General features: G+C 73.7%; 23 protein-coding genes and 1 rRNA gene. 7 read left to right on the top strand and 17 right to left on the bottom strand.

Annotation, left to right across the window (positions count from 1 at the left end; genetic code table 11):
- Positions 1-41 precede the first annotated feature (41 nt).
- A complete protein-coding gene (locus ACI79G_RS12055; protein WP_456881365.1) occupies positions 42-875 on the bottom strand; it encodes a PspA/IM30 family protein in 834 nt (277 codons plus the stop codon).
- A gap of 144 nt (positions 876-1,019) precedes the next feature.
- Between ACI79G_RS12055 and ACI79G_RS12050 the strand changes: the two genes are divergently transcribed.
- Positions 1,020-2,036 carry a carbohydrate kinase family protein gene (locus tag ACI79G_RS12050; protein WP_456881364.1) on the top strand — a complete coding sequence of 339 codons (1,017 nt, stop codon included), beginning with the start codon at positions 1,020-1,022 and terminating at the stop codon, positions 2,034-2,036.
- Positions 2,033-2,563: a GNAT family N-acetyltransferase gene (locus ACI79G_RS12045; protein ID WP_456881363.1), complete on the top strand. Its 531-nt coding sequence runs from the start codon at positions 2,033-2,035 to the stop codon at positions 2,561-2,563. The genes ACI79G_RS12050 and ACI79G_RS12045 overlap by 4 nt, the downstream gene beginning before the upstream one ends.
- On the opposite strand, the gene ACI79G_RS12040 is transcribed toward ACI79G_RS12045, so the two are convergent.
- The 10 genes from ACI79G_RS12040 to ACI79G_RS11995 form a co-directional block, all read right to left on the bottom strand.
- Positions 2,481-4,154, bottom strand: a complete 1,674-nt coding sequence (locus ACI79G_RS12040; RefSeq protein WP_456881362.1) for a glycoside hydrolase family 13 protein — start codon at positions 4,152-4,154, stop codon at positions 2,481-2,483. The two genes, ACI79G_RS12045 and ACI79G_RS12040, sit on opposite strands and share 83 nt — an antisense overlap.
- A gap of 83 nt (positions 4,155-4,237) precedes the next feature.
- Positions 4,238-5,515 (bottom strand): ABC transporter ATP-binding protein, encoded by a 1,278-nt coding sequence (locus ACI79G_RS12035; RefSeq protein WP_456881361.1) that lies wholly within the window; start codon positions 5,513-5,515, stop codon positions 4,238-4,240.
- A gap of 38 nt (positions 5,516-5,553) precedes the next feature.
- Complete coding sequence (locus ACI79G_RS12030) at positions 5,554-6,387, bottom strand: carbohydrate ABC transporter permease (RefSeq protein WP_456881360.1); 834 nt, start codon at positions 6,385-6,387, stop codon at positions 5,554-5,556.
- Positions 6,387-7,349, bottom strand: a complete 963-nt coding sequence (locus ACI79G_RS12025; RefSeq protein ID WP_091222569.1) for a carbohydrate ABC transporter permease — start codon at positions 7,347-7,349, stop codon at positions 6,387-6,389. The genes ACI79G_RS12030 and ACI79G_RS12025 overlap by 1 nt, the downstream gene beginning before the upstream one ends.
- A complete protein-coding gene (locus ACI79G_RS12020) occupies positions 7,346-8,692 on the bottom strand; it encodes an extracellular solute-binding protein (RefSeq protein WP_456881359.1) in 1,347 nt (448 codons plus the stop codon). The genes ACI79G_RS12025 and ACI79G_RS12020 overlap by 4 nt, the downstream gene beginning before the upstream one ends.
- Positions 8,693-8,815: 123 nt before the next feature.
- Positions 8,816-10,051 carry a DUF4032 domain-containing protein gene (locus tag ACI79G_RS12015; RefSeq protein ID WP_456881358.1) on the bottom strand — a complete coding sequence of 412 codons (1,236 nt, stop codon included), beginning with the start codon at positions 10,049-10,051 and terminating at the stop codon, positions 8,816-8,818.
- 405 nt (positions 10,052-10,456) lie between these two features.
- The gene (locus ACI79G_RS12010) at positions 10,457-10,867 is read right to left on the bottom strand and encodes a helix-turn-helix domain-containing protein (RefSeq protein ID WP_456881357.1); all 411 of its coding nucleotides are present in this window, start codon (positions 10,865-10,867) and stop codon (positions 10,457-10,459) included.
- A gap of 293 nt (positions 10,868-11,160) precedes the next feature.
- Positions 11,161-11,820, bottom strand: coding sequence for a CDP-diacylglycerol--glycerol-3-phosphate 3-phosphatidyltransferase (pgsA, locus tag ACI79G_RS12005; RefSeq protein WP_456881356.1), 660 nt, complete (start codon positions 11,818-11,820; stop codon positions 11,161-11,163).
- The gene (gene rimO / locus ACI79G_RS12000) at positions 11,817-13,244 is read right to left on the bottom strand and encodes a 30S ribosomal protein S12 methylthiotransferase RimO (RefSeq protein WP_456881355.1); all 1,428 of its coding nucleotides are present in this window, start codon (positions 13,242-13,244) and stop codon (positions 11,817-11,819) included. The genes pgsA and rimO overlap by 4 nt, the downstream gene beginning before the upstream one ends.
- Before the next feature lie 62 nt (positions 13,245-13,306).
- On the bottom strand, positions 13,307-15,844 hold the full coding sequence (locus ACI79G_RS11995) for a DNA translocase FtsK (RefSeq protein ID WP_456881354.1): 2,538 nt from the start codon (positions 15,842-15,844) through the stop codon (positions 13,307-13,309).
- Positions 15,845-15,917: 73 nt separating this feature from the next.
- Between ACI79G_RS11995 and ACI79G_RS11990 the strand changes: the two genes are divergently transcribed.
- Entirely contained in the window at positions 15,918-17,888 is a 1,971-nt protein-coding gene (locus tag ACI79G_RS11990; RefSeq protein WP_456881353.1) for a prolyl oligopeptidase family serine peptidase, read from the top strand.
- Positions 17,889-18,049: 161 nt separating this feature from the next.
- On the opposite strand, the gene ACI79G_RS11985 is transcribed toward ACI79G_RS11990, so the two are convergent.
- The 4 genes from ACI79G_RS11985 to ACI79G_RS11970 are packed head-to-tail and all read right to left on the bottom strand — an operon-like array spanning position 18,050 to position 22,027.
- A complete protein-coding gene (locus ACI79G_RS11985) occupies positions 18,050-19,750 on the bottom strand; it encodes a ribonuclease J (protein ID WP_456881352.1) in 1,701 nt (566 codons plus the stop codon).
- 10 nt (positions 19,751-19,760) lie between these two features.
- Positions 19,761-20,657 carry a 4-hydroxy-tetrahydrodipicolinate synthase gene (gene dapA / locus ACI79G_RS11980; RefSeq protein ID WP_456881351.1) on the bottom strand — a complete coding sequence of 299 codons (897 nt, stop codon included), beginning with the start codon at positions 20,655-20,657 and terminating at the stop codon, positions 19,761-19,763.
- Between the two features lie 10 nt (positions 20,658-20,667).
- On the bottom strand, positions 20,668-21,195 hold the full coding sequence (locus tag ACI79G_RS11975; RefSeq protein ID WP_456881350.1) for a dihydrofolate reductase: 528 nt from the start codon (positions 21,193-21,195) through the stop codon (positions 20,668-20,670).
- Positions 21,196-21,217: 22 nt separating this feature from the next.
- A complete protein-coding gene (locus tag ACI79G_RS11970) occupies positions 21,218-22,027 on the bottom strand; it encodes a thymidylate synthase (protein ID WP_456881349.1) in 810 nt (269 codons plus the stop codon).
- Between the two features lie 90 nt (positions 22,028-22,117).
- Between ACI79G_RS11970 and ACI79G_RS11965 the strand changes: the two genes are divergently transcribed.
- On the top strand, positions 22,118-22,522 hold the full coding sequence (locus tag ACI79G_RS11965) for a DUF1232 domain-containing protein (protein ID WP_456881348.1): 405 nt from the start codon (positions 22,118-22,120) through the stop codon (positions 22,520-22,522).
- Here ACI79G_RS11965 and ACI79G_RS11960 read toward each other — a convergent pair.
- Positions 22,519-23,742: a winged helix-turn-helix domain-containing protein gene (locus ACI79G_RS11960; protein WP_456881347.1), complete on the bottom strand. Its 1,224-nt coding sequence runs from the start codon at positions 23,740-23,742 to the stop codon at positions 22,519-22,521. The genes ACI79G_RS11965 and ACI79G_RS11960 overlap by 4 nt on opposite strands.
- Before the next feature lie 69 nt (positions 23,743-23,811).
- On the opposite strand from ACI79G_RS11960, the gene ACI79G_RS11955 reads away from it, so the two are divergent.
- From ACI79G_RS11955 to ACI79G_RS11945, 3 genes are all read left to right on the top strand, one after another.
- Positions 23,812-24,405, top strand: coding sequence for an N-acetyltransferase family protein (locus tag ACI79G_RS11955; protein ID WP_456881346.1), 594 nt, complete (start codon positions 23,812-23,814; stop codon positions 24,403-24,405).
- A complete protein-coding gene (locus tag ACI79G_RS11950) occupies positions 24,402-25,067 on the top strand; it encodes a DUF2461 domain-containing protein (RefSeq protein ID WP_456881345.1) in 666 nt (221 codons plus the stop codon). The genes ACI79G_RS11955 and ACI79G_RS11950 overlap by 4 nt, the downstream gene beginning before the upstream one ends.
- Before the next feature lie 622 nt (positions 25,068-25,689).
- Positions 25,690-25,815 (top strand): hypothetical protein, encoded by a 126-nt coding sequence (locus ACI79G_RS11945; RefSeq protein WP_456881344.1) that lies wholly within the window; start codon positions 25,690-25,692, stop codon positions 25,813-25,815.
- Positions 25,816-26,259: 444 nt separating this feature from the next.
- Here ACI79G_RS11945 and rrf read toward each other — a convergent pair.
- Positions 26,260-26,376: ribosomal RNA gene (rrf, locus tag ACI79G_RS11940) — 5S ribosomal RNA — on the bottom strand.

Here is a 26,376-nt window from a genome sequence, read left to right as displayed (position 1 = left end):
GCGAGCTCGCGAGTGGTGGGGCCCTGCAGGGAGTCCTCCCACTACTGCTGGTCGGGGCGCTCGGCGGGCTGGGCCGCCGGCTGCGCGGTGGACGTCGGCACCGACGGTGTGCCCTCCTCCAGCGCCGGGGCCGAGTTCTGGCCGGTGATCGCCGGCTGCCCCATCGAGGCGCGGATCTGGTCCAGCCGGGAGGCGCCGGCGACGTCGAGGGTCGCCTTCTGCACCTCGAGCATCCGGCCCTCGACCGACGTCTGCGCCAGCTCGGCCTGGCCCAGGGCGTTGGCGTAGCGGGCCTCGATCTTGTCCCGCACCTCGCCCAGGCTCGGCGTGTTGCCCGGCGCGGAGAGCTCGTTGACCTGCTTGAGCGAGGCCGCCACGTGCTCCTGCATCTTGGCCTGCTCGAGCTGGCTCATCAGCTTGGTGCGCTCGGCCAGGGTCGTCTGCAGCCGCATCCGGCTCTGCTCGACCGCGCCGCGCGCCTGCTCGGCGGCCTGCAGCGCCTCGTCGTGGCTGCGCTTGAGGTCCTCCATCGCCTGCTCGGCGGCGACCAGCTGGGTGGCGAAGGCCTGCGCGGCGTTCTCGTACTCGGCCGCCTTGGCCGCGTCCCCACCGGCGCGGGTCTGGTCGGCCAGCACCAGCGCCTGCCGCGCGGAGGCCTGCAGCTTCTCGACCTCACCGAGCTGCCGGTTGAGCCGCATCTCGAGCTGACGCTGGTTGCCCAGCACCGCCGCGGCCTGGTTGGCCAGGGCCTGGTGCCGCTGCTGCTCGGCCTCGATCGCCTGCTGGATCTGGATCTTCGGGTCGGCCTTCTCGTCGATCTTGGCGTTGGCGGAGGCGGTGAGGTACCTCCAGAGCTTCACGAACGGGTTGGGCATCGGTCCTCCTGCTCGTGCGGTCGTGTGCCAGGCCTACCCGTCCGGCACGCCGCAGCGATCGTCGTCCCCGTCATCGTCCCAGGTCCGCCTGCGCGTGAGCCAGCGGCGAGGTGCGGAGGCGTTCCGCTCGCTAGGGTCGCGGGCGTGAGCAGCGACCGCGCGGTGCTGAGCGTCCTGGGTGAGCTCGTCGTCGACATGCTGCCCGACGCGGCAGCCGGCGCGGGGCCGCACGGCACGACCCCGCACTACGTCGCCCGTCCCGGCGGCAACGCCCTCAACGTCGCGGTCGCCGCCGGTCGGCTCGGCGTCCCGGTGCGGCTGCTCGCCCGGCTGGGCAGCGGGCCGCTGGCCGCGGGCCTGCGGCGGCACGTCGAGCTGTCCGGCGTCGACCTCGGCGGGTTCGTGCCGGCCACCGAGCCGGTCAGCCTCGCCGTGGTGGGACTGAGCCCCGAAGGCCATGCGGACTACGGCTTCCACGTGCAGGGCGCCGCCGACTGGCAGTGGACCGACGAGGAGCTCGTCGCCGTCCTGCCCGCCGGGACGGCGATCCTGCACGTCGGCTCCATCTCCAGCTGGACCCCGCCGGGCTGCGAGGCGATCGCCCGGCTGGTGGAGCAGGTGGCCGCCGACGGCCGGGCGCTGGTCAGCGTCGACCCCAACATCCGCCCCATGCTGGCCGACGGCCCGGTCGGGGCGGCGCTGGGCAACTCCCCGGAGTCGGTGCGCGCCCGCCTCGAACGGCTGCTGTCCCGCGCCGACATCGTCAAGGTCAGCGCCGAGGACCTCGCCTGGCTCGAGCCGGACGCCGTCCACGACCTCGACGCGACGGCGCTGCGCTGGGCCGACCGCGGCATCGCCCTGGTCGTGCTCACCGACGGCGGCGCGCCGCTGCGGATCGCCCGGCCGGGCCGCGAGCTGCTGCACCGCGAGCCCCCGCGGGTGACCGTGGCCGACACCGTCGGGGCCGGCGACTCGCTGGCCGCGGGGCTGTTCGTCGGCCTGCTGGAGGCGGGGGTCACCACGCGCGCGGCACTCGAGGAGCTGCCCGACGAGCAGCTGCTGCCGATCGTCGACGACGCCTTGCTCGTCGCCGCGCTGAACTGCACCCGCGAGGGCGCCGATCCGCCGACCCGCGACGAGCTGGCGGCGGCCCGCCGGTGACCGACCCCGACGACGTCGCGCTGGTCGGCTTCGCCGAGCTGTCGGCTCCCGTCGTCCGCGCCCGCCTGCTGGCGGCGCACGACCGGTTCTGGGACGTCGACACCCGGTCGCTGCACCACCCGGTCTGGTTCGACCAGTTCGGCGGCTTCGGCGCGCTCGCCCGCAGCGCCGCCGGGGAGGACGTCGGCTACGTGCTCGGCGTGGTCACCGCCGACCGGCTGGCCTACCTGCACCTGCTGGCCGTGCGGGACGACCGGCGCCGCACCGGGCTGGGCCGTCGGCTGGTGCGCTGGTTCGACGACCTGGCGCTGGCCACCGGGGCGCGCGTGGTCCAGGCGGTCACCCGGCCGGAGAACACCGCCGCGGTCGCCTTCCACACCGCGCTCGGCGCCAGCGCGCACCTGGCCCCGGACCGCGCCGGACCGGGTGAGGACCGCCTCGTCCTCACCCGGTCGCTGGCCGCTGGTCCGTCCGCAGCCAGGCGGCCGTGTCCGTCGGCAGGTCGGCGGTCCCGGGGGAACTGGTGAGCACCGGTTCGCCCTGCCCGGCCAGCGGCACCGGCCGGTCCGACAGGTTCACGATGCAGCGGAAGCGGCTGCCACGGTCGAACGCGAGCACGCCGTCCCCGAGGTCGCGCCAGGTCAGCGGTCCGTCCTCGGCGAGGCCGGGGAGGGCGCGCCGGAGCCGGAGGGCGCTGCGGTACAGCGACAGGGTGGACGCCGGGTCGTCGCGCTGCGCCGCCACCGTCAGCTCCCGCCACGACTCGGGCTGCGGCAGCCACGGGCGGACGCCCTCGGCGGTGAACCCGAACGGCGGCCGGTCCCCCGACCACGGGAGCGGCACCCGGCAGCCGTCGCGGCCGCGGGCGGTGTGCCCGGATCGCTCCCAGGTCGGGTCCTGCAGGACGTCCTCCGGCAGGTCCTCCACCTCGGGCAGGCCCAGTTCCTCCCCCTGGTACAGGTAGGCGCTGCCGGGCAGGGCGAGGGTGAGCAGGGCGGCGGCGCGCGCCCGCCGGAGGCCCAGGACGAGGTCCGTCGGGGACGCCGCGTCGAAACCCATGGTCCCCGCTCCGCTGGCCTCCCGGCCGAAGCGGGTGACGTGCCGTGTCTCGTCGTGGCTGGACAGCACCCAGGTGGGCGGTGCTCCGACCGGCGCCAGCGCGGACAGCGTCCCGTCGATCGCCGCCCGCAGGCCGTCCGCGTCCCAGGCGGCGCGCAGGTAGTCGAAGTTGAAGCTGGTGTGCAGCTCGTCGGGTCGGACGTACCGGGCCAGCCGCTCGGGGCCGGCGACCACCGCCTCGGAGACGAACACCCGGTCGCCGTCGTAGCCGTCACTGATCGCCCGCCAGCGCCGGAAGACGTCGTGCACCTCGTCGCGGTCCCAGTGCGGGTTGTCCACCCAGGCGCTCGACTCGAACAGCGCGCCGGGTGCGTGGCCGGCGTCGGGCAGGCCGGGCACCTTCGCCAGGGCCGGTGCGGCGTCCACCCGGATGCCGTCGACGCCGCGGTCGAGCCAGAACCGCACCGTCCCGTCGAACTCCTCCCGCACGACCTCGTCGTCCCAGTCGAGGTCCGGTTGCTCCGGGGCGAACAGGTGCAGGTACCACTGCCCCATCGACCCGTCCGGCTCACGCACCCGGGTCCAGGCCGGACCGCCGAAGGCGCTGATCCAGTCGTTGGGCGGCGCGGTGCCGCCGTCCCGGCCGTCCCGGAAGAAGTACCGCGCGCGCTCGGGGGCACCCGGGCCGCCGGCGAGCGCCGCCCGGAACCAGGGGTGCTCGGCCGAGGTGTGGTTGGCGACCAGGTCGACGATCACGCGGAGCCCGACGGCGTGGGCCTCGGCCAGCAGGGCGTCCACGTCGGCCAGGGTCCCCAGCCGCGGGTCGATGTCCCGGTGGTCGGTGACGTCGTAGCCGCCGTCGGCCATCGGCGACGGGTACCAGGGCGTGACCCACAGGGCGTCCACGCCGAGGTCCGTCAGGTACGGCAGCCGGCTGCGCAGGCCGTCGACGTCGCCGACGCCGTCCCCGTCGGAGTCGGCGAAGCTGCGGACGTACACCTCGTACACGACGGCCGTCCGCCACCACGGGCGGCGGCCCTCCAGGTCGGGAGGGTGCATCTCGCTCCTGACGCGGTCGGCAGGCCTCGGGCAGGCAGCGGCGCCGGCGGCCGGTGCGGCCGCCGGCGCCCGGTGCCGATGGGTCAGGCGGCTCCGGCCCTGGAGGCCCCGCCGCCGACCGTCGTCCCCTGTGCCTGCGCCTCCTGCACCTGCTCGACACGGTCCTCGGTGGCCATCTGGGTCAGCCGCGCTCCGGCCTCGGCGTCGCGGGTGAGGTTCTCGCCGGTCTGCGGGTCGAACACGTGCACCTTGCGGGCGTCGAGCCAGAACTCCGCCTCGCGTCCCTCCCGGATCCGGCTCGTGGCGTCGATGGAGACGATCGCCTGCGTGCGCAGCTCCTCGGCGTCCAGCTCCCGCGACAGGTCGCGCAACTGGGTGCGGATCGCCTCCGGCGCCTCGTAGGGGATGTAGGCGTACTGCGAGTCACCCAGCCACTCGGTGACGTCGACGCGCGCCCGGAACAGCGAGCCCAGCGGCCGCTTCGCCTCGTCGACCAGCGACGCGTCCTCGAAGTACTCCGGCCGGATGCCGACGAGCAGGAGGTCGCGGCCGCGGACGGCGGTGGCCCGCCGCTCGTCCAGCGCGATCGGGCCGAACGGCGTCTGCAACTGGTCACCCTGCACGGTGGCGGGCAGGAAGTTCATCGGCGGCGAGCCGATGAAGCCGGCGACGAAGAGGTTGACCGGCTGCTCGTAGAGCTCGCGCGGCGAGGCGACCTGCTGGATGCGCCCCTTGCGCAGCACGCAGACCCGGTCGCCGAGCGTCATCGCCTCGGTCTGGTCGTGGGTGACGTAGACGGTGGTGATGCCCAGCCTGCGCTGGAGGCGGGCGATCTCGGTACGCATCTGGCCGCGCAGCTTGGCGTCGAGGTTGGACAGCGGCTCGTCGAAGAGGAACGCCTCGGCCTGGCGGACGATCGCCCGGCCCATCGCCACCCGCTGCCGCTGGCCACCGGAGAGGTTGGCCGGCTTGCGCTCGAGGTGGTCGCGCAGCTCGAGCACCTCAGCGGCCTCGGTCACCCGTCGGCGCACCTCGTCGTCGGGCATCTTCGCCAGCCGCAGCGGGAAGGCGATGTTCTCGTACACCGTCATGTGCGGGTACAGCGCGTAGTTCTGGAACACCATCGACAGGTTGCGGTCGCGCGGCGCGAGGTCGTTGACCCGCTTGCCGCCGATGATCATGTCCCCGCTGGTGATGTCCTCCAGCCCGACGATCATCCGCAGGAGCGTCGACTTCCCGCAGCCGGACGGGCCGACCAGGATCATGAACTCACCGTCGGCGATGTCCAGGCTGACGTCGTTGACGGCCGGGTAGCCGTCGCCGTACTGCTTGACGATGTTGCGCATCTCGATCGATGCCATGAGATCTCGTCCCCTCGATGGGTGGGTGGGTTCGGGGGTCAGCCCTTGACCGCGCCGTTGGTGAGGCCGGCGACGATGCGCCGCTGGAAGAGCAGCACCAGGACGACGACCGGGATCGTGACGATCACCGCAGCTGCCGCGATCGCACCGGTCGGGTCCTCGAACTGCGACGCCCCCGAGAACAGCCCGAGCGCGGCCGGCACCGGCCGGGAGGCGCTCGTCGAGGTCAGGGAGATGCCGTAGGCGAAGTCGTTCCAGGCGATGAAGAAGGCGATGATCGCCGTGGTGAACACACCGGGAGCGGCGAGCGGGACGATCACCTTGCGGAACGCCTGCCAGGTGGTGGCGCCGTCCACCTGCGCCGCCTGCTCCATCTCCCAGGGGATCTCCCGGAAGAACGCCGACATCGTCCAGATGGAGATCGGCAGGGTCAGCGACAGGTACGGGATGATCAGTCCGGGCCAGGTGTCGTAGAGCCCGATCTGCCGCCAGAGGTTGAACAGCGGCGTCACGATCGAGATGACCGGGAAGATCGCCACCCCGAGAGCCGTGGAGAGGATGAGCTTCTTCCCCGGGAAGTCCAGCCGGGCGATCGCGTACGCGGCGAACATCGACAGGACGCAGGAGATGAACGTCGCGATCAGGCAGATGCCGAACGAGTTGCGCAGCGCCGGCAGGAACAACTCGCTCGCCGAACCCGTGAGGATGGTCGAGTAGTTCTCCCACGACGCGTCGGTCGGGAGGAACTGGCCGTTCGCGATGTCCTCCGGCGCCTTCAACGACAGCGCCACGATCCACGCGATGGGGAACAGGCAGTACAGGACGATCAGGATCCCCCCGATGATCCACCAGGTCTTCTCCCGCCGGGACATCAGCGTTCCCCTCTCGCCTGCGCCAGGTCGATCTTGAATCCCTTGATGAAGCCGAACGCGATGATCACGACGCAGAGGAACAGCAGGACGGAGACCGCGGAGCCGAGGCCGATCTCCACCCGCGCGATCGTCTGCCGGTAGGCCAGGAACGAGACCGACTCCGTGCCGTTGGCCCCGGCCGTCATGATGAAGATCGAGTCGAAGATGCGGAACGCGTCGAGCGTGCGGAACAGCAGGGCGACCATGATCGCCGCCTTCATGTTCGGGATGGTCACCCGCCACATCCGCTGCCACCAGGTGGCGCCGTCGACCTTGGCCGCCTCCTGCAGCACGTCCGGGACCTGCGCGAGGCCGGCCAGGATCAGCAGGGAGATGAACGGCGTGGTCTTCCAGATCTCGGCCAGGCAGATCACCAGGAGCGAGGTCCACTGGCCGCCGAACCAGTCGGTGTCCGCCGCGACCCCGGGGAGCCAGCCGAACCAGCTGTTGACGAAGCCGGTCTCGATCCGGAACGCGAACGCCCACGCGAAGGCCGAGACGACCGTGATGACCGCGTACGGGATGAGGATCGCCGCCCGGACGACGGGTCGGATGGAGCTGAGCGCCTTGGCCATCACCAGCGCCAGCGCGAAGCCCAGGACCAGCTCGACGACGACGGTCACCACCGTGATGAACAGCGTGACGAGCAGCGCCTGCCACCAGAGGCCGTCGGACAGGATCACCGCGTAGTTGCCCAGCCCCCGGAACGACCGGTTCTCCGGGTCGGTCAGGCGGTAGTTGAACAGCGAGTACCAGACCGCCTGCAGGATCGGGTAGGCGGTGACCAGCAGCATGACCACGAACGCCGGGCCGGCCAGCAGCCACCCGAGTTTGCGTTCGGCGCGCGAGCGGTCGCTGATGGTCCCGCGCGGAGCCGCGACCGGTTGGGTCTTCTCGGTGGGTGGCAGCGTGGTGGTGCTCATAGCAGCTGGTCTCCTGACAGGACGGCCTCGATCAGGGCCTGGGCCCGCTCACCGGTCTCGGGCGTCACCGACGACGGCGGGTGGTACTCCCGCTGGATGGCTCCGGAGACCTCGCTGTAGTACGGCGTCTGCGGACGGTTGGCCGCCGCCTCCAGGGAGTCCAGGATCGTCGGGGCCATCGGGAAGACCTCCAGCACCTCGGGGTCGTCGTAGACCGCGGCCGAGGAGGCGGGGTTGCCGTTGGTGGTCATGTAGTACGTCTGGTTCTCGTCGCTGGTGATGCACTCCGTCGCCTGGTAGGCGAGCTCGACGTTCCGGCTCACGGCGCTGACGCCCAGGTCGATCCCGCCGAACGGAGGTGCGCTCGACTGGCCGGCGTCGACAGCCGGGTACAGCGCCCAGCCGTAGTCCTCCGGCACGGACGCGTCCAGGGTGCCCGCCTCGACGGCGGAGAGCGCCCGCGAGTAGACGAACGGCCAGTTGACCATGAAGCCGGCGTCCGGGCCCTCGAACTCGGTGGCGCTGGTGTCCTCACTCGACGTCGAGAAGGCAGGACCGACGACGCCGGAGTTCGCCACGGTGTTCATCACCTCGGCGGCCCGGGCGGCCTCCGGGGTGGTCAGCCCCAGCTGGATGTCCTCCGGGTTCGTGGAGTTCTCCTCGATGATGGAGCCCCCGGCGGACTCGACGAGCGCGTTGAGCCACACCGTCAGGGACTCGGCGCGCCGGCCCTGGGCGCTGAGGAGCTTCTGCTGCTCCTGGGCGGCCGTGACCAGCTGGTCCCAGGTGACCGGCTGGGTCATGTCGAGCCCGGCCGCCTCCGCCACCGACTTGCGGTACCAGAGCAGCTGGGTGTTGGCCCAGAACGGGATGGCGACCAGTTCACCGTCCCACGTCGCGGAGTCGATCGAGCTCTGCACGACACCCTCCGTGACCCGCTCGGCGAGGTCCCCGGGGACGGGGGCGAGGAAGCCGGCCTGCGCGAACTCGGGGATGTACGGAGGGTCGAGGCTCATCAGGTCGATCGAGGTGTCGTTGGCCGCCAGCCGCCGGACGAGCTGCTCGCGCTGGGCGGAGGACTCCCGGGGCAGCTGTGAGGTCTCGATGGTGTACGCGCCGTTCGAGGCGTCGCTGCACCGTTGCGCGATCTCCGCCTGACCGCCGGAGTCCGGGTTGATGTACCAGTTGAGGACGGGGACGGAGCCCCCACCATCGCCGCCGCCACAGGCGGCGAGCGTCGAGGCCAGGACCGCGGCCGCCGCCGCGCCGCCCAGCTGACGTCTGCGCCCCCGCGTCGCGGCTCCGCCGGACGATCTGCCCTTGCCGTTCCTCGACACCGTCATCCGCCTCCGTGGGAGCAGCGAGCTTGAGATCACCGCGGTTTTCGTACCGTGGCCCAGGCCACAGGAGGTGTCAACTCGAACGAAATCAGCTCGTGACCACCCGCGGACGGGCCGTTGACCGGCTCAATCGCGGGCCCCGACGATGGCCGAGGGCGTGGTCAGTTCCTTGGGGGTGCGGGGCAGCACGGTGTCGAAGTAGGAGCGTGCCGCGCGCGTCGTCCCGACGTCGTGGCCGGCCTTCTCCGACAGGAACCAGCGGTGCTCGAGGATCTCGTGGAAGACCTCGGCCGGCGCCAGCCGGCCGGCGAGGTCGGGCGGGATGGCGTCGACGACGGGCTGGTAGGCCTCGGCCAGCCAGCGGTAGCCGGCGACGGTCTCGGGCACGGGTGTGCCCAGCTTCTGCTCCAGGGTGGCCCGGTAGGCGCGCAGGTCGTTGAGCAGCCGGCGGGCCTGGCGCTCCTGCACCTCCAGGCCGGTCAGCCGGAACAGTTCCCGGCGGTTCTGCCCGGGCTCGGACACGCGGGTCTCCACGCGCAGCCGCGCACCGCCGTCCGGGTCGGTGACCAGTTCGATCTCGCCGACGTCGAAGCCGAGGTCGTTGAGCCGCTGCAGGCGCTCGGCGACCCGCTGGCGCTGCTCGGCGAGGGCGAAGACCTCCTCACGGGTGACCTCCTCCCAGAGCGCCTCGTAGCGCACCGGCAGGCTGTCGGCGACCTCGATCGGGTCCACGTGCGAGGGCAGCAGGTCGCCGCACTGCAGGTCGAGCAGCTCGGCACCCACCCGCTCCCGGGCGAGGTCGACGTCGTAGCGCCGCTGTCCGGGGCTCAGCTGCGGGTGCCGCTCGGAGGTCTCGGCGTCCACCAGGTAGGCGGTGAACGCACCGGCGTCGAGCCGGAACAGCGTGTTGGACAGCGAGCAGTCGCCCCAGAAGACGCCGGCCAGGTGCAGCCGGACCAGCAGCACCACCATCGTGTCCAGCAGCTGCTCGGCGGAGTGCTCGGCGGACGACCGGGAGAACAGGTACCGGTAGGACATCGAGTACTCGAGGTAGCGGGTCACCAGGACGGCGTCCTGCTCCTCCGGACGGTCGACGCAGATGCCGAGGACCGAGACCGAGGGCAGACCCTCCTCCTCGAACTGACCGAGCAGCGCGTACTCGTGGCGGGCCAGCGGCTCGGGGATCTCCTTGAGCGCGTAGACGTGCCCGCCCTGCGCGGTGAAGCGGACGACGTGCCGCGAGATGCCCCGCTGCGGGACCTCGAGCAGCAGCTCGGGGGCCCACTCCTCGAGCGGCAGGTGGAAGGGCAGGCTGAGCAGGCCCGCCCCGTCGGTGGCCGGTGGCCGGAAGAGGTACCGCACGGCGACCTCCGGAGGTCTGCGGGGACAGCCGACGCCCCCGACGGGGCGGTGCCGGACCGTCACCATCCCACGCCGCACCGGTCCGCCGCGCGGGCGGCACGGAGCCGACCGGAGGAGCCGGTCAGGACGGCAGCAGGCCGGCGCGGGTGCGGCCCACGGCGTGGCCGCTGCGAGGTGCGCCCCCGGGGACCGTGCGCGAGCGGGTGGGGTGCCCAGCCCGGCGGGGCGGGGTCGAGCGGGAGCGGTCCGGCCGGCGCCGTGCCCCCTGTCGTGCACCGGGGATGCCGTCGGTGACGTGGAGGAACCGGCCGGGCACCGCCGTGAGCGTGCGGCGGGTGGTGAGGACGGCGGCCCCCTGCAGGGTCCCGACGGAGCCGGTGAGTGGCGGGGGCAGGGGGTCCTTGCTCAGGCGGCCAGCGACACCGCGCCGGCCGGGCGACCGGAGGCGCGGGCGGGCGCACCGACCAGCGCCAACGCCGGCTCGGGGACCGGCTGCTCGTCGGACGCGGCCGCCACGGTCTCCTCCTCCTCGGCGGGGACGCCGGCGGCCTCGGCCGCGGGGACCAGCGGGCGGACGCGACCGTCGTCGCCGCGCAGCCCCAGGCTGACCTCGGCCAGCAGGTCGGCGAGCTCGACGTCGAGGGCGTCGCAGATCGAGGCGAGCAGCTCGGAGGAGGCCTCCTTCTGCCCCCGCTCGACCTCCGAGAGGTAGCCCAGGCTCACCCGGGCGGCACCGGAGACGTCGCGCAGCGTCCGCCGCTGGCGCAGTCGGTGGCCGCGCAAGGTGGTCCCGAGCTGGGTGCGCAGCAGCGTCATCGCCGTCTCCTGTCCTACCTGTGCGGAAGCGGCGGCACCCGGGGAGGGAGCCGTGCGCTCACGGTACGCGGCGCCACCGACGCCCACCGTCCCGAGCCAGGCGCGTCCGCTCTGGGCGTAACACCGAGAGCCGGTCGCCTCTTCCGTGGCCCGTCCGTGCTCCCGGGGAGGGATGGAGGACGGATGGGCCTCCTGCATGGTCCCGCTGGCCCCGTCCCGGATCCCGCCCCGAGCCGGCGAAGGGTGGGACCCGGGACCGGGTCCTTCCACGAGTGCGGGGGACGCGTCCTGCCTCAGGCGGCGGCGTCGGTCCGCGGGCCGGCCGGCCCGGTGGAGCGGCGGGCGGCCGCGGCGCGCATGGCACGGGCGCTGGTGCGGCGCAGCGCCAGGGCGCGGTGGACGTAGTCCAGGCCGGTCGCCACGGTGAGCACCACGGCGGCGGCCATCACCCACCACCGCAGCGTGCCGAACAGGCCGTCGAACGGGAGGGTGTAGAGGCCGATGGCCAGCGCCTGGAGGACGGTCTTGGCCTTGCCGCCGCGGCTGGCGGCGATCACGCCGTGGCGGAGCACCCAGAAGCGCAGCAGGGTCACGCCGACCTCGCGGACGAGGATCGTCGACGTCACCCACCACGGCAGCAGCGCCAGCACCGAGAGGCCGATGAGGGCGGTGCCGGTCAGCGCCTTGTCGGCGATCGGGTCGGCGAGCTTGCCGAACTCGGTCACCTGACCGGTGCGCCGGGCGATCATCCCGTCGTAGCGGTCGGTGATGATCGCCAGCGCGAAGACCAGGGTGGCCCAGTAGCGTCGCTCGTCGTCCATCCCGCCGTCGGTGAACAGCAGGGCCGCGAACACCGGCACCATCGCCAGCCGCAGCACGGTCAGCGCGTTGGGCAGGTTGACCACCCGCGCCGACTGGGGCGGCGTGGCGGCCGGGTCCACCGCATCGTTCATGGGCGCACCGCGGGCACCAGTGCCGTGGCCACCAGGTCCACGCCCTCCGTCGCGACGACCTCCGCGGCCACCACCTGGCCGGCGACCGCGCCGTCGGGAACCCCGGTGACCGTCGTCGTCCCGTCGGCCTCGGGGTCCTGGTGGGCCGCGTGCCCGGCCCACGTCCCGGGCCCCTCGTCGGCTGAGAGGTCCTCGGTGAGCAGCACCTCGACCCGCTCCCCCAGCCGGTCCTCGGCACGCTGCGCGGTGAGCTCCTCCACCAGGTCGGTGATCCGCCGGACACGGGCGTCGATCTCGCCCTGGTCGAGCTTGCCGGGCAGGCCCATCGCCTCGGTGCCCTCCTCGTCGGAGTAACCGAACACCCCGACGGCGTCGAGGCGGCCCTCGACGAGGAAGCGCTCCAGCTCGGCGACGTCGTCCTCGGTCTCCCCGGGGAAGCCGAGGATGACGTTGGTGCGGAACCCGGCGGTCGGGGCCAGCGCGCGGGCCCGCTCGATCAGCGCGAGGAAGTCCTCGGTGCCGCCGAACCGGCGCATCCGGCGCAGCAGGGTCGGCGAGGAGTGCTGGAAGGACAGGTCGAAGTACGGCGCGACGCCGTCCGTACCGGCGATGACCTCGAGCAGGCCCGGCCGCAACTCGGCCGGCTGCAGGTAGGCCACCCGCACCCGGGCGATCCCCTCGACGGCGGCCAGCTGCGGCAGCAGCCGCTCCAGCAGCCGCAGGTCGCCGAGGTCCTTGCCGTAGGACGTGGAGTTCTCGCTGACCAGCACCAGTTCGGTGACGCCCTGGGAGGCCAGCCACTGCGCCTCGCCGAGCACCTCGGCCGGCGGCCGGGAGACGAAGGAGCCGCGGAAGGCCGGGATGGCGCAGAAGGCGCACCGCCGGTCGCAGCCGGAGGCGATCTTCAGCGCGGCCGACGGGCCGGAGGCCAGCCGCCGCCGCTGCACCCAGCCGTGGCCGGGGATGACCGGGGCGTCGACCGTGGCGACCGCCGCCGTGCGCTCGACCGGGCTGATCGGCAGCAGGGTGCGCCGGTCGCGGGGGTCGTGCGGGACCAGCGGGCGGCCGGTGAGCACGTCGTCGAGCCGGTCGCCGATCGCGGCGTAGTCGTCGAAGCCGAGCACCGTCGCCTCGGGAAGCGCGCCGGCGAGCTCGGAGCCGTACCGCTCGGCCATGCAGCCGACCGCGACCACCCGGGCGCCGGAGTCGGTGGCGGCCAGGATCGCGTCGACGCTGTCCTTCTTGGCCGACTCGATGAAGCCGCAGGTGTTCACCAGGACGGCGTCGGCACCCTCGGCGTCCTCGACCAGGCGGTACCCGCCGGCGGCCAGCCGGCCGGCCAGCTCCTCCGAGTCGACCTCGTTGCGGGCGCACCCGAGGGTCACCAGCGCCACGGTGCGCGCAGGGTCGGTCGGAGGTGTCACCGGTCCATCGTAGGGCGCACTCCGCTCATCTCCAGGAACGGCGAGGGTGACCCGTCCCTCGCCTACCCCTCCTCCGTGCCGCGGAGCGTGAACATGACCGACTCGAGCTCGTCGGGCTTGACCAGCACGTCGCGGGCCTTGGACCCCTCGGACGGGCCGACGATGCCGCGGCTCTCCATGAGGTCCATGAGCCGGCCGGCCTTGGCGAAACCGACCCGCAGCTTGCGCTGCAGCATCGACGTCGAGCCGAACTGGCTGGTGACGACGAGCTCCACGGCCTGGACGAGCAGCTCCAGGTCACCGCCGATGTCCTCGTCGATCTCCTTCTTCTCGCCCTCCGCGGCGCTGAAGACCTCCTCGCGGTACTCCGGCTCGGCCTGGCGCTTGGTGAACTCGACGACCGCCTCGATCTCGGCGTCGGAGACGTAGGCGCCCTGCACGCGCATCGGCTTGCCCGCGCCGATCGGCAGGAACAAGGCGTCGCCCATGCCGATCAGCTTCTCCGCGCCGGGCTGGTCGAGGATGACCCGGCTGTCGGTGAGGCTGGAGGTGGAGAACGCCAGCCGCGAGGGCACGTTGGCCTTGATCAGGCCGGTGACGACGTCGACCGACGGGCGCTGGGTGGCCAGCACCAGGTGGATGCCGGCGGCACGCGCCTTCTGGGTGATCCGGACGATCGACTCCTCGACGTCGCGCGGGGCGACCATCATCAGGTCGGCGAGCTCGTCGACGATGGCGAGGATGTACGGGTAGGGCCGGTACACCCGCTCGCTGCCCGGGGGCGCCACGATCTCACCGCGCTCCACCTTGCGGTTGAAGTCGTCGATGTGCCGGACGCCGGTGGCCCGCATGTCCTGGTAGCGCTGCTCCATCTCCTCGACCAGCCAGGCCAGCGCGGTGGCGGCCTTCTTCGGGTCGGTGATGATCGGCGTGATCAGGTGCGGGATGCCGTCGTAGGGCGTGAGCTCGACCATCTTCGGGTCGACCAGGATCATGCGCAGCTGGTCGGGCGTGGCCCGCAGCAGCAGCGAGGTCAGCAGCGAGTTGACGCAGCTGGACTTACCGGCACCCGTGGCACCGGCGACCAGCAGGTGCGGCATCTTGGCCAGGTTCGCGCAGACGAACCCGCCCTCGATGTCCTTGCCCAGCCCGACCAACATCGGGTGCGGGTCCTGCTTGGCCACCTGCGAGCGCAGCACGTCGCCCAGGCTGACCATCTCGCGGTCGACGTTGGGCACCTCGACGCCGACGGCGGACTTGCCCGGGATCGGCGCGAGGATCCGGATGTTGTCGTTGGCCACCGCGTAGGCCATGTTCTTGGTCAGCGCGGTGATCTTCTCGACCTTGACCGCCGGGCCGAGCTCGATCTCGTAGCGGGTCACCGTCGGGCCGCGGGTGAAGCTCGTGACGGCGGCGTCGATGTTGAACTGCTCGAGCACGCCGGTGATGGCCTCGATCGCCGCGTCGTTGGCCTTCGAGCCCTTCTTCGGCGGGTCGCCGGCGCGCAGCACCCCGACCGAGGGCAGCGTGTACTGCCCCTCCACCGGCTCGATCCGCAGCTGCTCGGGCTCCTCGATCGGCGGGAGGTCCTCCGGCGGCGCGGTCCGGTCGACGACCGCGGGACAGCGGGCCGGCACCGGCGGGGGCGGGGGCTCGTGGCGCACGGCCTCGGGCGCCTCGTCGAGCGCGGCGTGGTCGATGGCCGGCACGGTCTCCACCGGGCCGGTGTCCATCAGGTCGTCCGACAGCGACCGGCGGCGAGCACTGCGGGGCGCCGGCGGCTCGGCCGGCTCCTCGTCGTCGTCCTCCCAGTCCTCGTCGTCGTAGGCGTCCTCGTCGTCGGCCTGGCCCAGCAGGCGGTCGGTGAGCTCGCGCAGCCGCTCGGGGATCTGGTGCACCGGCGTCGCGGTCAGCACCAGCAGGCCGAAGAAGGCCAGCAGGACCAGCAGGACCACGGCGACGACGGTGCCCACGCCGGCAACCAGCGGCGTGGCCGCGGCCCAGCCGACCAGGCCACCGGAGCCGGGCCGGTCCTGCGACGGGACGGCGCCCTCGCCGACGATCTGGGCGATGCCCAGCACCGACGCCACCAGGCACAGCCAGCCGATCGCCAATCGCCCGCGCGCCTCGGGGCGCGGCCCCCGGCGCAGCAGCCGCAGCGCGGCCAGGAAGAGCACGACCGGCAGCACCATGACCAGGGAGCCGACGACCCAGCGCACCGCGCCGGCGAAGGCGGCGCCGACCGGGCCGATGCCGTTGCTCCAGGCGGCCGCACCGAGGACGACGGCCAGGCCCAGCACGGCCAGACCCACGCCGTCGCGGCGGTGCTCGGGGGCGAGCGGCTCGGCCTCCTCCGGGCGGGCGACCGAGCGGGCCAGCCCGCCGGCGCCACGGGCCAGCAGCGACCAGCCGCCGCTGACGACGCCCCAGAGGCCGGGGCCGGACTTCGTGGGCGCGGCCTTGCGGGCGGCGGGCTTGCGGCCGCCGGCGGCGGGGCGCTTCGCGGGCGGGCGCTTCCGGGACGCGGTCGACCCGGAGCCCGAGCGGCCGCGCGCGGACGACCGGCCCGAGGGTCGGGTCGTCGTCGTGCGAGCAGGCATGTGTCGACGGTAATCGCCCGCGGTCCGCGGCGACGGCAGGCGCGGCATCGTGTCCGCGACCTACGGTCGGGCCATGCCCGCACGGAACACCCTGCCCCACGGGAGCTGGCCGACCCCGATCACCTCCGCACTGGTCGTCCGGGCCGCCGCCCGGCTCGAGGAGTTGGCCGTCGACGGCTCGCCCGACCACCCCGCCGTCTGGTGGTCGGAGGCACGCCCCGGCGAGGGCGGGCGGTCCGCGCTGGTGCGGCGGACGGACGACGGCACGACCACCGACGTCCTGTCCCCGCCGTGGAACGCACGGACGCGTGTGCACGAGTACGGCGGCGGCGCCTGGGCCGTGTCCGGCGGCGTCCTGTGGTTCGCCCACTTCCCGGACCAGCGGCTGTACCGGCTCGGCCCGGGCGACGGCGGGCCGGTCGCGGTGACGCCGGAGCCGCAGCTGCCGGCCGGTGTCCGGTACGCCGACCTCACGCCGACGCGGGACGGCGGGCTGCTCGCCGTCCGGGAGACCCACGCGGCCAGCGGCGCGGCCGCCGACGTGGTCGACGAGCTCGTGCGCATCGGCGCCGACGGCGCGGTCGAGGTCCTGGTCAGCGGGCCGGACTTCGTCTCCGACCCGCGCCCCTCCCCCGATGGCCGGCGCCTCGCCTGGCTGCAGTGGGACCACCCCGACATGCCGTGGGACGCCGCCGCGCTCGTCGTCCGAGGTCCCGACGGCGGCGAGACGGTGGTCGCCGGCGGTCGCTCCCCGGACGGCCGGGCCGAGTCCGTGGTGCAGCCGACGTGGGACGCCGACGGCACGCTGTGGTTCTGCGCCGACCGCACCGACGTCTGGGCGCTGTACCGGTGGAGTCCGGGAGGCGAAGTCGAGGCGGTCGTCGACGTGGGCGCCGACATCGCCGGTCCGCAGTGGCGCTTCGCAGGCCGCCGCTTCGCGCTGCTCGGCGACGGGCGCGTCGTGCTCGCCTCCCCCCGCGCCGGAGCCGACCGGCTGACCGTGCGGGAGACCGACGGCGCGCTCCGCGAGCTGGACCTGCCGTACACCGCCTTTCGTCAGGTGACGGCGGACGGCCGGTCGGTGGTGTGCGTCGCCGGCAGCCCGACGAGCGAGCCGGTCGTCCTGCGGGTCGCGGCGGACGACGGCGCCGCGACGGTGCTGCGGCCGGCGCGCGACCTGGGCCTGGACCCCGCGTGGTTCTCCCGGCCGGAGCACGTCTCGTTTCCGACCCCGGAGCGCGGCACCGGCATCGGACAGGCCCACGCGCTGGTCTACCCGCCGACCAACCCCGAGGCGGCCGCCCCGGAGGGCACGCTCCCGCCCCTGCTGGTCGTCGTGCACGGCGGACCGACCGCCGCGACCACCTCGGTCCTGAACCTGGAGCTGCAGTACTGGACCTCCCGCGGGTTCTGCGTCGCCGACGTCGACTACCGCGGGTCCACCGGCTACGGCCGGCGCTACCGGGAGGCGCTGCGGGGCGCCTGGGGCGTGGTCGACCTCGACGACGTCGTCGCCTGCGCCGAGCACCTCGCCGACGCCGGCCGCGTCGACCGCGCCCGGATGGCGATCCGCGGCGGGTCGGCGGGCGGGTACACGACGCTGGCGGCGCTGTGTCTGCGCGCCGGGGTCTTCTCCGCGGGGGCCAGCCACTACGGCGTGGCCGACCTGGCCGCGCTGGCCGCCGACACGCACAAGTTCGAGTCCCGCTACCTGGACTCGCTCGTCGCCCCCTGGCCCGAGGGCGCCGACGTCTACGCCGAGCGCTCACCCATCTCGCACGTGGACGCGTTCGACACCCCGCTGGCGGTGTTCCAGGGCGCCGAGGACCGGGTGGTGCCGCCCGAGCAGGCCGAGGCGATCGTCGCGGCGCTGCGGGAGAAGGGCGTGCCGCACGCGTACCTGCTGTTCCCCGGGGAGCAGCACGGCTTCCGGCGGGCGGAGAACATCCGCGCGGCGCTGGACGGCGAGCTGTCCTTCTACGCCCAGGTGTGGGGCTTCGACCTGCCCGAGGAGGAGGGCATCGCGCCGATCGAGGTGCGATGACGTCGTCGCCCCACCGGACGACACCGCGGCCACGTGCCGTCCCCCTGCCGGGCTGAGCCGGATCCGGCCCCCTCGGGACCCTCCGGGCCCCACTCGTCGGCTGGAGGACCCCACTGCCCCCGCGCCTCGCACGCTCGGCGCGGGCCCCTGCAGCGAGGCCGTCAGACCTCGAGGACCGTCGGGATGATCATCGGGCGGCGGCGGTAGGTGTCGGACACCCACTTGCCGATCGTCCGGCGGATCACCTGCGAGAGCCGGTGCGGGTCGGTCTCGCCGTCGGCCAGCGTGCGGCGCAGGTTCTCCTCGACCAGCTGCAGCGCCGGGTCGAAGACGGCGGGGTCGTCGGCGAAGCCGCGGGCGGAGAGGTGCACCGGCCGCACGATGGTGCGCGTCGAGGGCTCGATGACGACGGTGAGCGCGACGAAGCCCTCGTCGCCGAGGATGCGCCGCTCCTGGAGCGACTCCTCCCCCACGTCGCCGACGTTGAGGCCGTCGACGTAGACGTCGCCGACCGGCACCGACCCGACGATCGTCGCCTTGCCGTCGACCAGGTCGACGACGACGCCGTTCTCGGCGAGCAGCACCCGGTCGCCGGCCAGGCCGGTCTGCTCGGCCAGCGCCGCGTGCGCCCGCAGGTGCCGCCACTCGCCGTGCACCGGCATCAGGTGCCGCGGCTTGGCCACGTTGAGCAGCGTGCGCAGCTCGCCGGCCGGGGCGTGCCCGGAGACGTGCACCCGCGCGGTCTCCTTGTGCACCACGGTCGCGCCGAGCCGGGCCAGCCCGTTGATGACCTTGTAGACCGCGGTCTCGTTGCCCGGCACCAGCGAGGACGCCAGCACGATCGTGTCGCCGGCCTCGATGGTCACCTGGTGGTGCTCACCGCGGGCCATCCGCCCCAGCGCCGACAGCGGCTCGCCCTGCGACCCGGTGCTCACCAGCACGACCTGCTCCGGCGGCATGCTGGTCGCCTCGTCGAGGCTCACCATGAGGCCGGGCGCGACGCGCAGCAGTCCGAGGTCGCGGGCCACCCCCATGTTGCGGACCATCGAGCGGCCGACGAAGGCGACCTTGCGGCCGTGCATCTCGGCGGCGTCGAGCACCTGCTGGATGCGGTGCACGTGGCTGGCGAAGCTGGAGACGATCAGCCGCTGCGTGGCCCGCCGGAACACGTCCTCGAGCACCGGGCCGATCGACCGCTCCGGCGTGACGAACCCGGGGATCTCGGCGTTGGTGGAGTCGGCGAGCAGCAGGTCGATGCCCTCGAGGCCCAGCCGGGCGAAGGCGCCCAGGTCGGTGAGGACGCCGTCCAGCGGCAGCTGGTCCATCTTGAAGTCGCCGGTGTGCACCAGGACGCCCGCCGGCGTGTGGACGGCGACGGCCAGCGCGTCGGGGATCGAGTGGTTGACCGAGATGAACTCGCAGTGGAACGGCCCCGCGAGGTGGTCGTCGCCGGCCGCCACCTCGACCAGGACGGGGTCCAGGCGGTGCTCGCGCAGCTTGGCCTTGACCAGCGCGAGGGTGAACCGCGAGCCGACCAGCGGGATGTCGCCGCGCATGCGCAACAGGTAGGGGATCGCGCCGATGTGGTCCTCGTGCCCGTGGGTGAGGACGACGGCGGCGACGTCGTCGAGCCGGTGCTCGATCACCCCGAAGTCCGGCAGGATCAGGTCGACGCCGGGCTGCTCGGCCTCGGGGAAGAGCACGCCGCAGTCGATGACCAGCAGCTTGCCGTCGAACTCCAGGACGGCCATGTTGCGGCCGATCTCGCCCAGCCCGCCGAGGGCCATGACGCGCAGGCCGCCGGCCGGCAGCGCAGGGGGTGCCTGCAGGTCGAGGTGGGGCTGGGTGGTCGAGGTGGTCACGGGGTCGCGCTCACAGGTGGATGCCTCCGTCGGCGAGGTCGGCGCGCAGCTGCGCGACTTGTTCGGGGGTGGCGTCGACCAACGGCGGGCGCACCGGGCCGGCCGGCAGGCCGAGCTCGCGCAGCGCCGCCTTGGCCAGGATGACGCCCTGGGTGCGGAAGACGCCGGTGTAGACCGGCAGCAGGCTCTCGTTGACCGCCCGGGCCTTGACCAGGTCACCGGACTCCACGGCGCCGATCAGCTCGGCCAGCCGCGGTCCGACGAGGTGCCCGACGACGCTCACGACGCCCACGGCGCCGACCGCCAGCAGCGGCAGGTTGAGCAGGTCCTCGCCGCTGTAGTACGCGAGGTCGGTGCGGGCGAGGGTGTGCATCACCGCACCGAGGTCGCCCTTGGCGTCCTTCACCGCGACGATGCGCGGGTGCTCGGCCAGCCGGGCGAGCGTGTCCACCTCGATGGGGACGACCGAGCGCGGCGGGATGTCGTACAGCATCACCGGCAGGTCCGTGGCGTCGGCGACGGCGGTGAAGTGGTGCAGCAGCCCGGCCTGCGGGGGCTTGTTGTAGTACGGCGTCACGACGAGCAGGCCGTGGGCGCCGAGCCGCTCGGCCCGGCGCGCGTTCTCGATGGTGTGTGCGGTGTCGTTGGTGCCGACGCCGGCCACCACGGTGGCGCGGTCGCCCACGGCATCGAGCACCGCCTCGAGGACGGCGTGCTGCTCGCCGTCGCTCAGGGTGGGCGCCTCCCCGGTGGTGCCGAGCACGACCAGGCCGTCGTGGGACTGCCGGTCGACCAGGTGGGCAGCCAGTTCCTGCGCCCCCGCCAGGTCGATCGAGCCGTCCTCGGCGAAGGGGGTCACCATCGCCGTGAGCACGCGCCCGAAGGGCCGAGTGGGGTCACTGGTCATACCGGAGAATCTACCGACCCGTCCCGGCCGACACGTCGGCGTCGGTCGATGCGCGCGCGTACTCCGACACCGCGTACCGCAGGCCGGTGGTGGACGTCGCCCATCCGGTCCCCGGGGTGCGCGACACCCGCGCCCACCCCGGGCCGAGTGCCGGCGCCCAGGTGTCGCCCTCGACCTCGGTGTCGACGTCGGTGACGACCACCCGGTCGGCGTGCGGGAGGAACGCGGCGTAGACCCGGCCGCCGCCGATCACCCAGAGGTCGCCGGCGTCCTCGCGCGCCAGCACCTGTGCCACGTCGCCGGCCCGCTCGGCGCCGTCGGCGGCCCAGGAGGGGTCGGTGGTGAGGACGACGTTGCGGCGTCCGGGCAGCGGGCGGAACCGCTCGGGCAGGGACTCCCAGGTGCGCCGGCCCATGACCACGGTGGAGCCGGTGGTGAGCTCGCGGAACAGGCGCAGGTCCTCGGGCAGGTGCCACGGCAGCCGGCCGTCGGCGCCGATCACCCCGCCGCGGGCCTGCGCCCAGACCAGACCGATCACCCCGCTGCCGACCACCCGCGCCTCAGACCGCCACCGCGGCGCGGATCGCCGGGTGGTGCCGGTAGTCGCGCAGGGCGAAGTGCTCGTAGGTGTAGTCGAACAGCGACGGCGCCGGGGCCAGGTCGAGCGTCGGGAAGGGCAGCACCTCGCGGGAGAGCTGCTCGCGGACCTGGTCGACGTGGTTGCTGTAGACGTGGCAGTCGCCGCCGACCCAGATGAGGTCGCCGGGGGCCAGGCCCACCTGGTCGGCGACCATCCGGGTGAGCAGGGCGTAGCTGGCGATGTTGAACGGCACGCCGAGGAACATGTCGGCGCTGCGCTGGTAGAGCTGGCAGGACAGCCGCCCGTCGGCGACGTGGAACTGGAACAGCGCGTGGCACGGGGCGAGCGCCATCTCCGGCAGCGCGCCCACGTTCCAGGCCGAGACGACCATGCGCCGGGAGTCCGGGTCGGTGCGCAGCGTCTCGAGGACGCCGGCGATCTGGTCGACGTGCTCGCCACCGGGCGTGGGCCAGGACCGCCACTGCACGCCGTAGACCGGGCCCAGCTCGCCCTCCGGCGAGGCCCACTCGTCCCAGATGCTGACCCGGTTCTCCTGCAGCCAGCGCACGTTGCTGTCACCGCGGAGGAACCACAGCAGCTCGTAGGCGATCGACCGGAAGTGCACGGACTTGGTCGTGACCAGCGGGAACCGCTCGGAGAGGTCGTAGCGCAGCCGCTCGCCGAACAGGCTCACCGTGCCGGTGCCCGTCCGGTCGGACTTCGGCGTGCCCTGCTCGAGCACCCGGCGCAGCAGGTCCTCGTACTGGGTGTCGACCCGCACTGTGTCCATCCCCGGAGCGTTCGTGCCCACCAGACCCGTTCCCCTCGTCGTCGACTGCCCGGCCCAGGGTAGGCGGAGCCACCGACCACACTGGAGCGCGTGAGGTGGCTGGAGCTGGTGCTGTCGGTGGGAGCGGGTCTGCTCCTGCTCTGGGGCGTGCTGCTCCTGCTGCTGTGGCGGGCACGTCCACCGGACCTCACCGTCCGCGAGGCACTGCGGCTGCTGCCGGACCTGGTGCGGCTGGTGCGCCGGCTCGCCGCGGACCGGTCCCTGCCGCGGGGCGTCCGGGTGCGGCTGTGGCTGCTGCTGGCCTACCTGATCTCGCCGGTGGACCTGGTCCCCGACGTCGTCCCGGTCCTCGGGTACGCCGACGACGTCGTCGTCGTGGCCCTGGCGCTGCGCTCGGTGGTGCGGGCGTCGGGGGCTCCGGCGGTGCGGCGGGCGTGGCCCGGCGGGTCCGCCGGTCTCACCGTCGTCTCCCGGCTGGCCGGCCTGCGCGACTAGGGGACGAGCCGGCCCACGGCGGCCGCGAGCTCGGCGGCCAGGTCGCCGCGCTCCCCCGCGATGACGGCGTCCAGCTGCATCCAGCCGGCCATGAGCGCCAGCTCCTCGGCGAGGGCGGCGGCCACCTCGGTCCGGTCCACGCCGTCCTCGCCGAACGCCGCCTGCACCCGCAGCACGCCGGCCTGCCGGTCGGCCTTGAGGTCGACGCGGGCGACCAGCCGGTCGCCGAGCAGGAACGGCAGCACGTAGTAGCCGTGCACGCGCTGGGCGGCCGGCGTGTAGATCTCCAGCCGGTAGCGGAAGCCGAAGACGCGTGCCACCCGCGGCCGCTCCCACACCAGGGAGTCGAAGGGGCTCACCAGCGCCCGCGCCCGCACCCAGCGGGGACGACGCGCCTGCGGGTGCAGCCACGCGGGGGCTCCCCAGCCGGCCACGTCGACGGGCAGGAGCTCACCGGCGTCGGCCAGTTCGGCGATCGCCGCTCGCGCTGCCTGCGGACGGAGCCGGAAGTAGTCGCGCAGGTCCCGCTCGGTGGCGACCCCCAGGGCGCGCGAGGCGGTGCGCACCAGCTCGCGGACGGCGTCGGCCGGTTCGGGCGTGGGGCTCTGCAGGACGGCGGCCGGCAGCACCCGCTCGGTGAGGTCGTAGACGCGCTCGAAACCCGCCGTCCGGCCCCGGGTGGTGATCACGCCGGTGTAGAAGAGCCACTCGAGGGCGACCTTGCCGGCGTGCCAGTTCCACATGCTGCCGGGCCGATCCGGTCGCGGCTCGGCCAGGTCGCTGGCCTTGAGCGGGCCGGCCTCCCGTACCCGCTCGAGGACCTCGCTGACGTACCCCGGCCGCTCCCGCTGGATCCGGACCATCGAGCCCCAGGCGTGCTCCTCCGCCGCCGCCATGCGCCACCGCAGGTGGGGGTGCAGCCGGACCGGCAGCAGCGAGGCCTCGTGCGCCCAGTACTCGAAGAGCTCCCGTCGGCAGCCGGCGAGGTCGTCGAGCGCCTGGCGCGGATAGGGGCCCAACCGGCTGAAGGCGGGCAGGTAGTGCGCGCGGGACAGCACGTTCACCGAGTCGATCTGGAGTACCGCCAGCCGGGCCGTCATCCGGCGCAGCTGCCGGCCGTCGACGGCCGCGACAGGTCGGAGGTCGGCGAAGCCCTGCGCGGCGAGGGCGATGCGACGGGCCAGCGCGGCCGGCAGCCGGTCGACGACGGGTGCTCCCACGGCCGCCGATCCTGCCTGGGGCCCCTGACACCCGAGAGGTCCACCCCGCCGCGGCCTACGCTGCCTGGCGTGCACCCGACCTCGCCGTTCCCCCGCCGGTCGGGGACCGCGGAGGTGTCGGTCCGCCCGGCCCGGCCCGCCGACGCCCCGGACATCGCCCGCGTGCAGGCGGTGACCTGGCGGACCGCCTACCGCGCCGTCCTCCCGGCCGAGGTGCTCGACGGGTGGGACGAGGCGGGTGCCGCGGACACGTGGCGGGCCGCGATCGCCGCACCGCCCACCCCAGGCCACGGCGTCCTCGTCGCCGTCGAGCGGGACCTGGTGGTCGGCTTCGCCGCGTACGGCCCGGCGGAGCTCACCGGGGACGAGCGCCCCCACCCGGCGGGGCCCAGCGGCGAGGTCGCCACCCTGCTGGTGGAACCACGGTGGGGACGGCGGGGGCACGGCAGCCGGCTGCTGGCCGCCCTCACCGACCTCGCCCGGGCCGGCGGGACGGCGCGGCTGCAGGTCTGGCTGCCCGAACAGGACCGCGTGTCCGCGGGCTTCCTCGAGTCGGCGGGCTGGGCGCGGGACGGCTGGGTGCGCACGCTGGACACCGGGGGGACGCCGCTGCGCGAGGTCCGCTGGCACACGCTGCTCGAGGAGGCGGACGAGGACCGATGACGTTCCAGGGCTTCCCCGACGAGGGGCTGGTCTTCTACGAGGGCCTCGAGGCCGACAACAGCAAGACCTACTGGACCCGCCACCGCCCGGTGTACGAGGACTGCGTGCGGGCGCCGATGCAGGCGCTGCTCGACGAGCTGGCGGGGGAGTTCGGCAGCCCCAAGCTCTTCCGGCCCTACCGGGACGTGCGCTTCAGCAACGACAAGGCGCCGTACAAGACCCACCAGGGTGCGGTCGTGAACCCGGCCGGCCGTGGCGCGGGCGCCTGGTACGTGCAGGTGTCGGCCGACGGGCTGATGGTCGCCGGAGGGTGCTGGCGGCTGGAGACCGACCAGGTGGCCCGGTACCGCCGGGCCGTGGCCGACGAGGTGCAGGGCCCGCGGCTCCAGGCCGAGGTGGACCGGCTCGCCGGGGCCGGGTGGTCCATCGACGGCGAGCGCCTGGTGCGGGTGCCCTCCGGCTTCGACCGGGACGGCGACCGCGCCGACCTGCTCCGTCACAAGTCGCTGTACGCGACCAGGCACTGGGAGCCCGCCGACTGGCTGCACGAGCGCCGGGCGCTCGAGGAGGTGCGGACCTCCTGGCGGGACCTGACCGCGCTCAACGCGTGGCTGGCCGACAACGTCGGGGCGACGACGAGGGAACCGCGCACCCGCCGGTGAGGACCGCACCCGAGGCCAGCTCGGTGTTCTCGCCCGCCCGTTCCGATGATCGCGAGGCGCGGGTGTACCTCTACCTACCCGTCAGTAGGGACACCCCGGGGAGAGGACACATCCCGTGAAGTTCGCACGCACCCTCACCGGCATGGCCGCGATCGCCATGCTGAGCGCCTGCGGCGGCACCGAGGCCGACGAGGTGGCCGGCGCCAGCGACCCCCCGGCCCTGCCCGAGATCAGTCAGACCCCCGGCCGAGCTCACACCCGAGGACGCCGAGGAGCAGGACGAGGTCGAGCTGTCCCCGCGCGGCAACGTCGTGGTCGAGGTGGGTGAGGAGGTGCCGATCGCAGCGGAGGGCGACACGGCCACCGCCACCATGACCATCGACGGGATCGAGGTCGACGCTCCCTGCGACCCGGCATACGGCACGGTCGAGACTCCGGAGAACGGCCGCTTCCTCCGGCTCGACATCCGCGCGGCCACCGCGCCGGTGACCGGCCCGCCCACGCGAGTGTCCGACCCCACGATCAGCGACTCCAACTTCTCCTTCATCGGCCCCGACGGGGTGACCTTCAACGGTCGCTGGGCACCTACGCCGCCTTCGGGTGCCTGCCTGACGAGAGGAGATTGCCCTCTCAGTTGGGCCCGGGTCAGCAGTTCGCGGGCTCCATCCTCCTCGACGTACCGGCGCCCACGGGCACGCTGATCATGAGTGACTACTTCGGCTCCAGCGGGTGGGAGTGGGCCTTCTGATCCAGCCCGTCAGACTCCTCGGGTGCCGCAGCTCGTTCCCGCTGCGCTTGCCGGGTCGACCGAACGGTCGCCTTCGCCCACGGCGCCCGGAGGGGCGCTGGAGGTCGTGTGCTCCGGGCATCGGGGCTGGACCGATCCGGCGACGGGGACGCGCCATTCGCCGGCGCTGGGTGGACGACTCGTCGGGGACCCGTGCCACCTCGCGGAGCTCGAGGCCACCGACGGCATGGTCGACGTGCCCGCGGTCCAGGTGGTCCGCGGCGACATCGTCTCTGTCCGCGGCCGGAGCCCGCGCGGTAGGGGGCAGGCAGACCAGGCCGCGCTGACCCGTTGGACGAAGCGACGGAAGAGGACCGCGTCGCAGTTGAGCGCCTCGCTCCGATCCGCGCCGGGAGTGCATGAAGGGCCCTCACCGTGGCGGTGAGGGCCCTTCATGGAGGAGTTGTCCGGCGGCGTCCTACTCTCCCACTCCGTTCCCGGAGCAGTACCATCGGCGCTGAGAGGCTTAGCTTCCGGGTTCGGAATGGTACCGGGCGTTTCCCTCTCGCCATGGCCGCCGTA

The organism is Geodermatophilus sp. SYSU D00779, from assembly GCF_054050595.1.
This window is presented reverse-complemented; position numbering and strand designations above follow the sequence as displayed.

What these genes read in the sequence shown, in the direction of transcription:
- ACI79G_RS11950 (WP_456881345.1), top strand. Translation starts at nt 24,402, where the DNA reads ATGACGTTCCAGGGCTTCCCCGACGAGGGGCTGGTCTTCTACGAGGGC.
- ACI79G_RS12010 (WP_456881357.1), bottom strand. Translation starts at nt 10,867, where the DNA reads ATGACGCTGCTGCGCACCCAGCTCGGGACCACCTTGCGCGGCCACCGA.
- pgsA (WP_456881356.1), bottom strand. Translation starts at nt 11,820, where the DNA reads ATGAACGATGCGGTGGACCCGGCCGCCACGCCGCCCCAGTCGGCGCGG.
- ACI79G_RS12055 (WP_456881365.1), bottom strand. Translation starts at nt 875, where the DNA reads ATGCCCAACCCGTTCGTGAAGCTCTGGAGGTACCTCACCGCCTCCGCC.
- dapA (WP_456881351.1), bottom strand. Translation starts at nt 20,657, where the DNA reads ATGACCAGTGACCCCACTCGGCCCTTCGGGCGCGTGCTCACGGCGATG.
- ACI79G_RS12035 (WP_456881361.1), bottom strand. Translation starts at nt 5,515, where the DNA reads ATGGCATCGATCGAGATGCGCAACATCGTCAAGCAGTACGGCGACGGC.
- ACI79G_RS11990 (WP_456881353.1), top strand. Translation starts at nt 15,918, where the DNA reads ATGCCCGCACGGAACACCCTGCCCCACGGGAGCTGGCCGACCCCGATC.
- ACI79G_RS12040 (WP_456881362.1), bottom strand. Translation starts at nt 4,154, where the DNA reads ATGCACCCTCCCGACCTGGAGGGCCGCCGCCCGTGGTGGCGGACGGCC.
- ACI79G_RS12020 (WP_456881359.1), bottom strand. Translation starts at nt 8,692, where the DNA reads ATGACGGTGTCGAGGAACGGCAAGGGCAGATCGTCCGGCGGAGCCGCG.
- ACI79G_RS12030 (WP_456881360.1), bottom strand. Translation starts at nt 6,387, where the DNA reads ATGTCCCGGCGGGAGAAGACCTGGTGGATCATCGGGGGGATCCTGATC.
- ACI79G_RS11970 (WP_456881349.1), bottom strand. Translation starts at nt 22,027, where the DNA reads ATGGACACAGTGCGGGTCGACACCCAGTACGAGGACCTGCTGCGCCGG.
- ACI79G_RS12025 (WP_091222569.1), bottom strand. Translation starts at nt 7,349, where the DNA reads ATGAGCACCACCACGCTGCCACCCACCGAGAAGACCCAACCGGTCGCG.
- ACI79G_RS11995 (WP_456881354.1), bottom strand. Translation starts at nt 15,844, where the DNA reads ATGCCTGCTCGCACGACGACGACCCGACCCTCGGGCCGGTCGTCCGCG.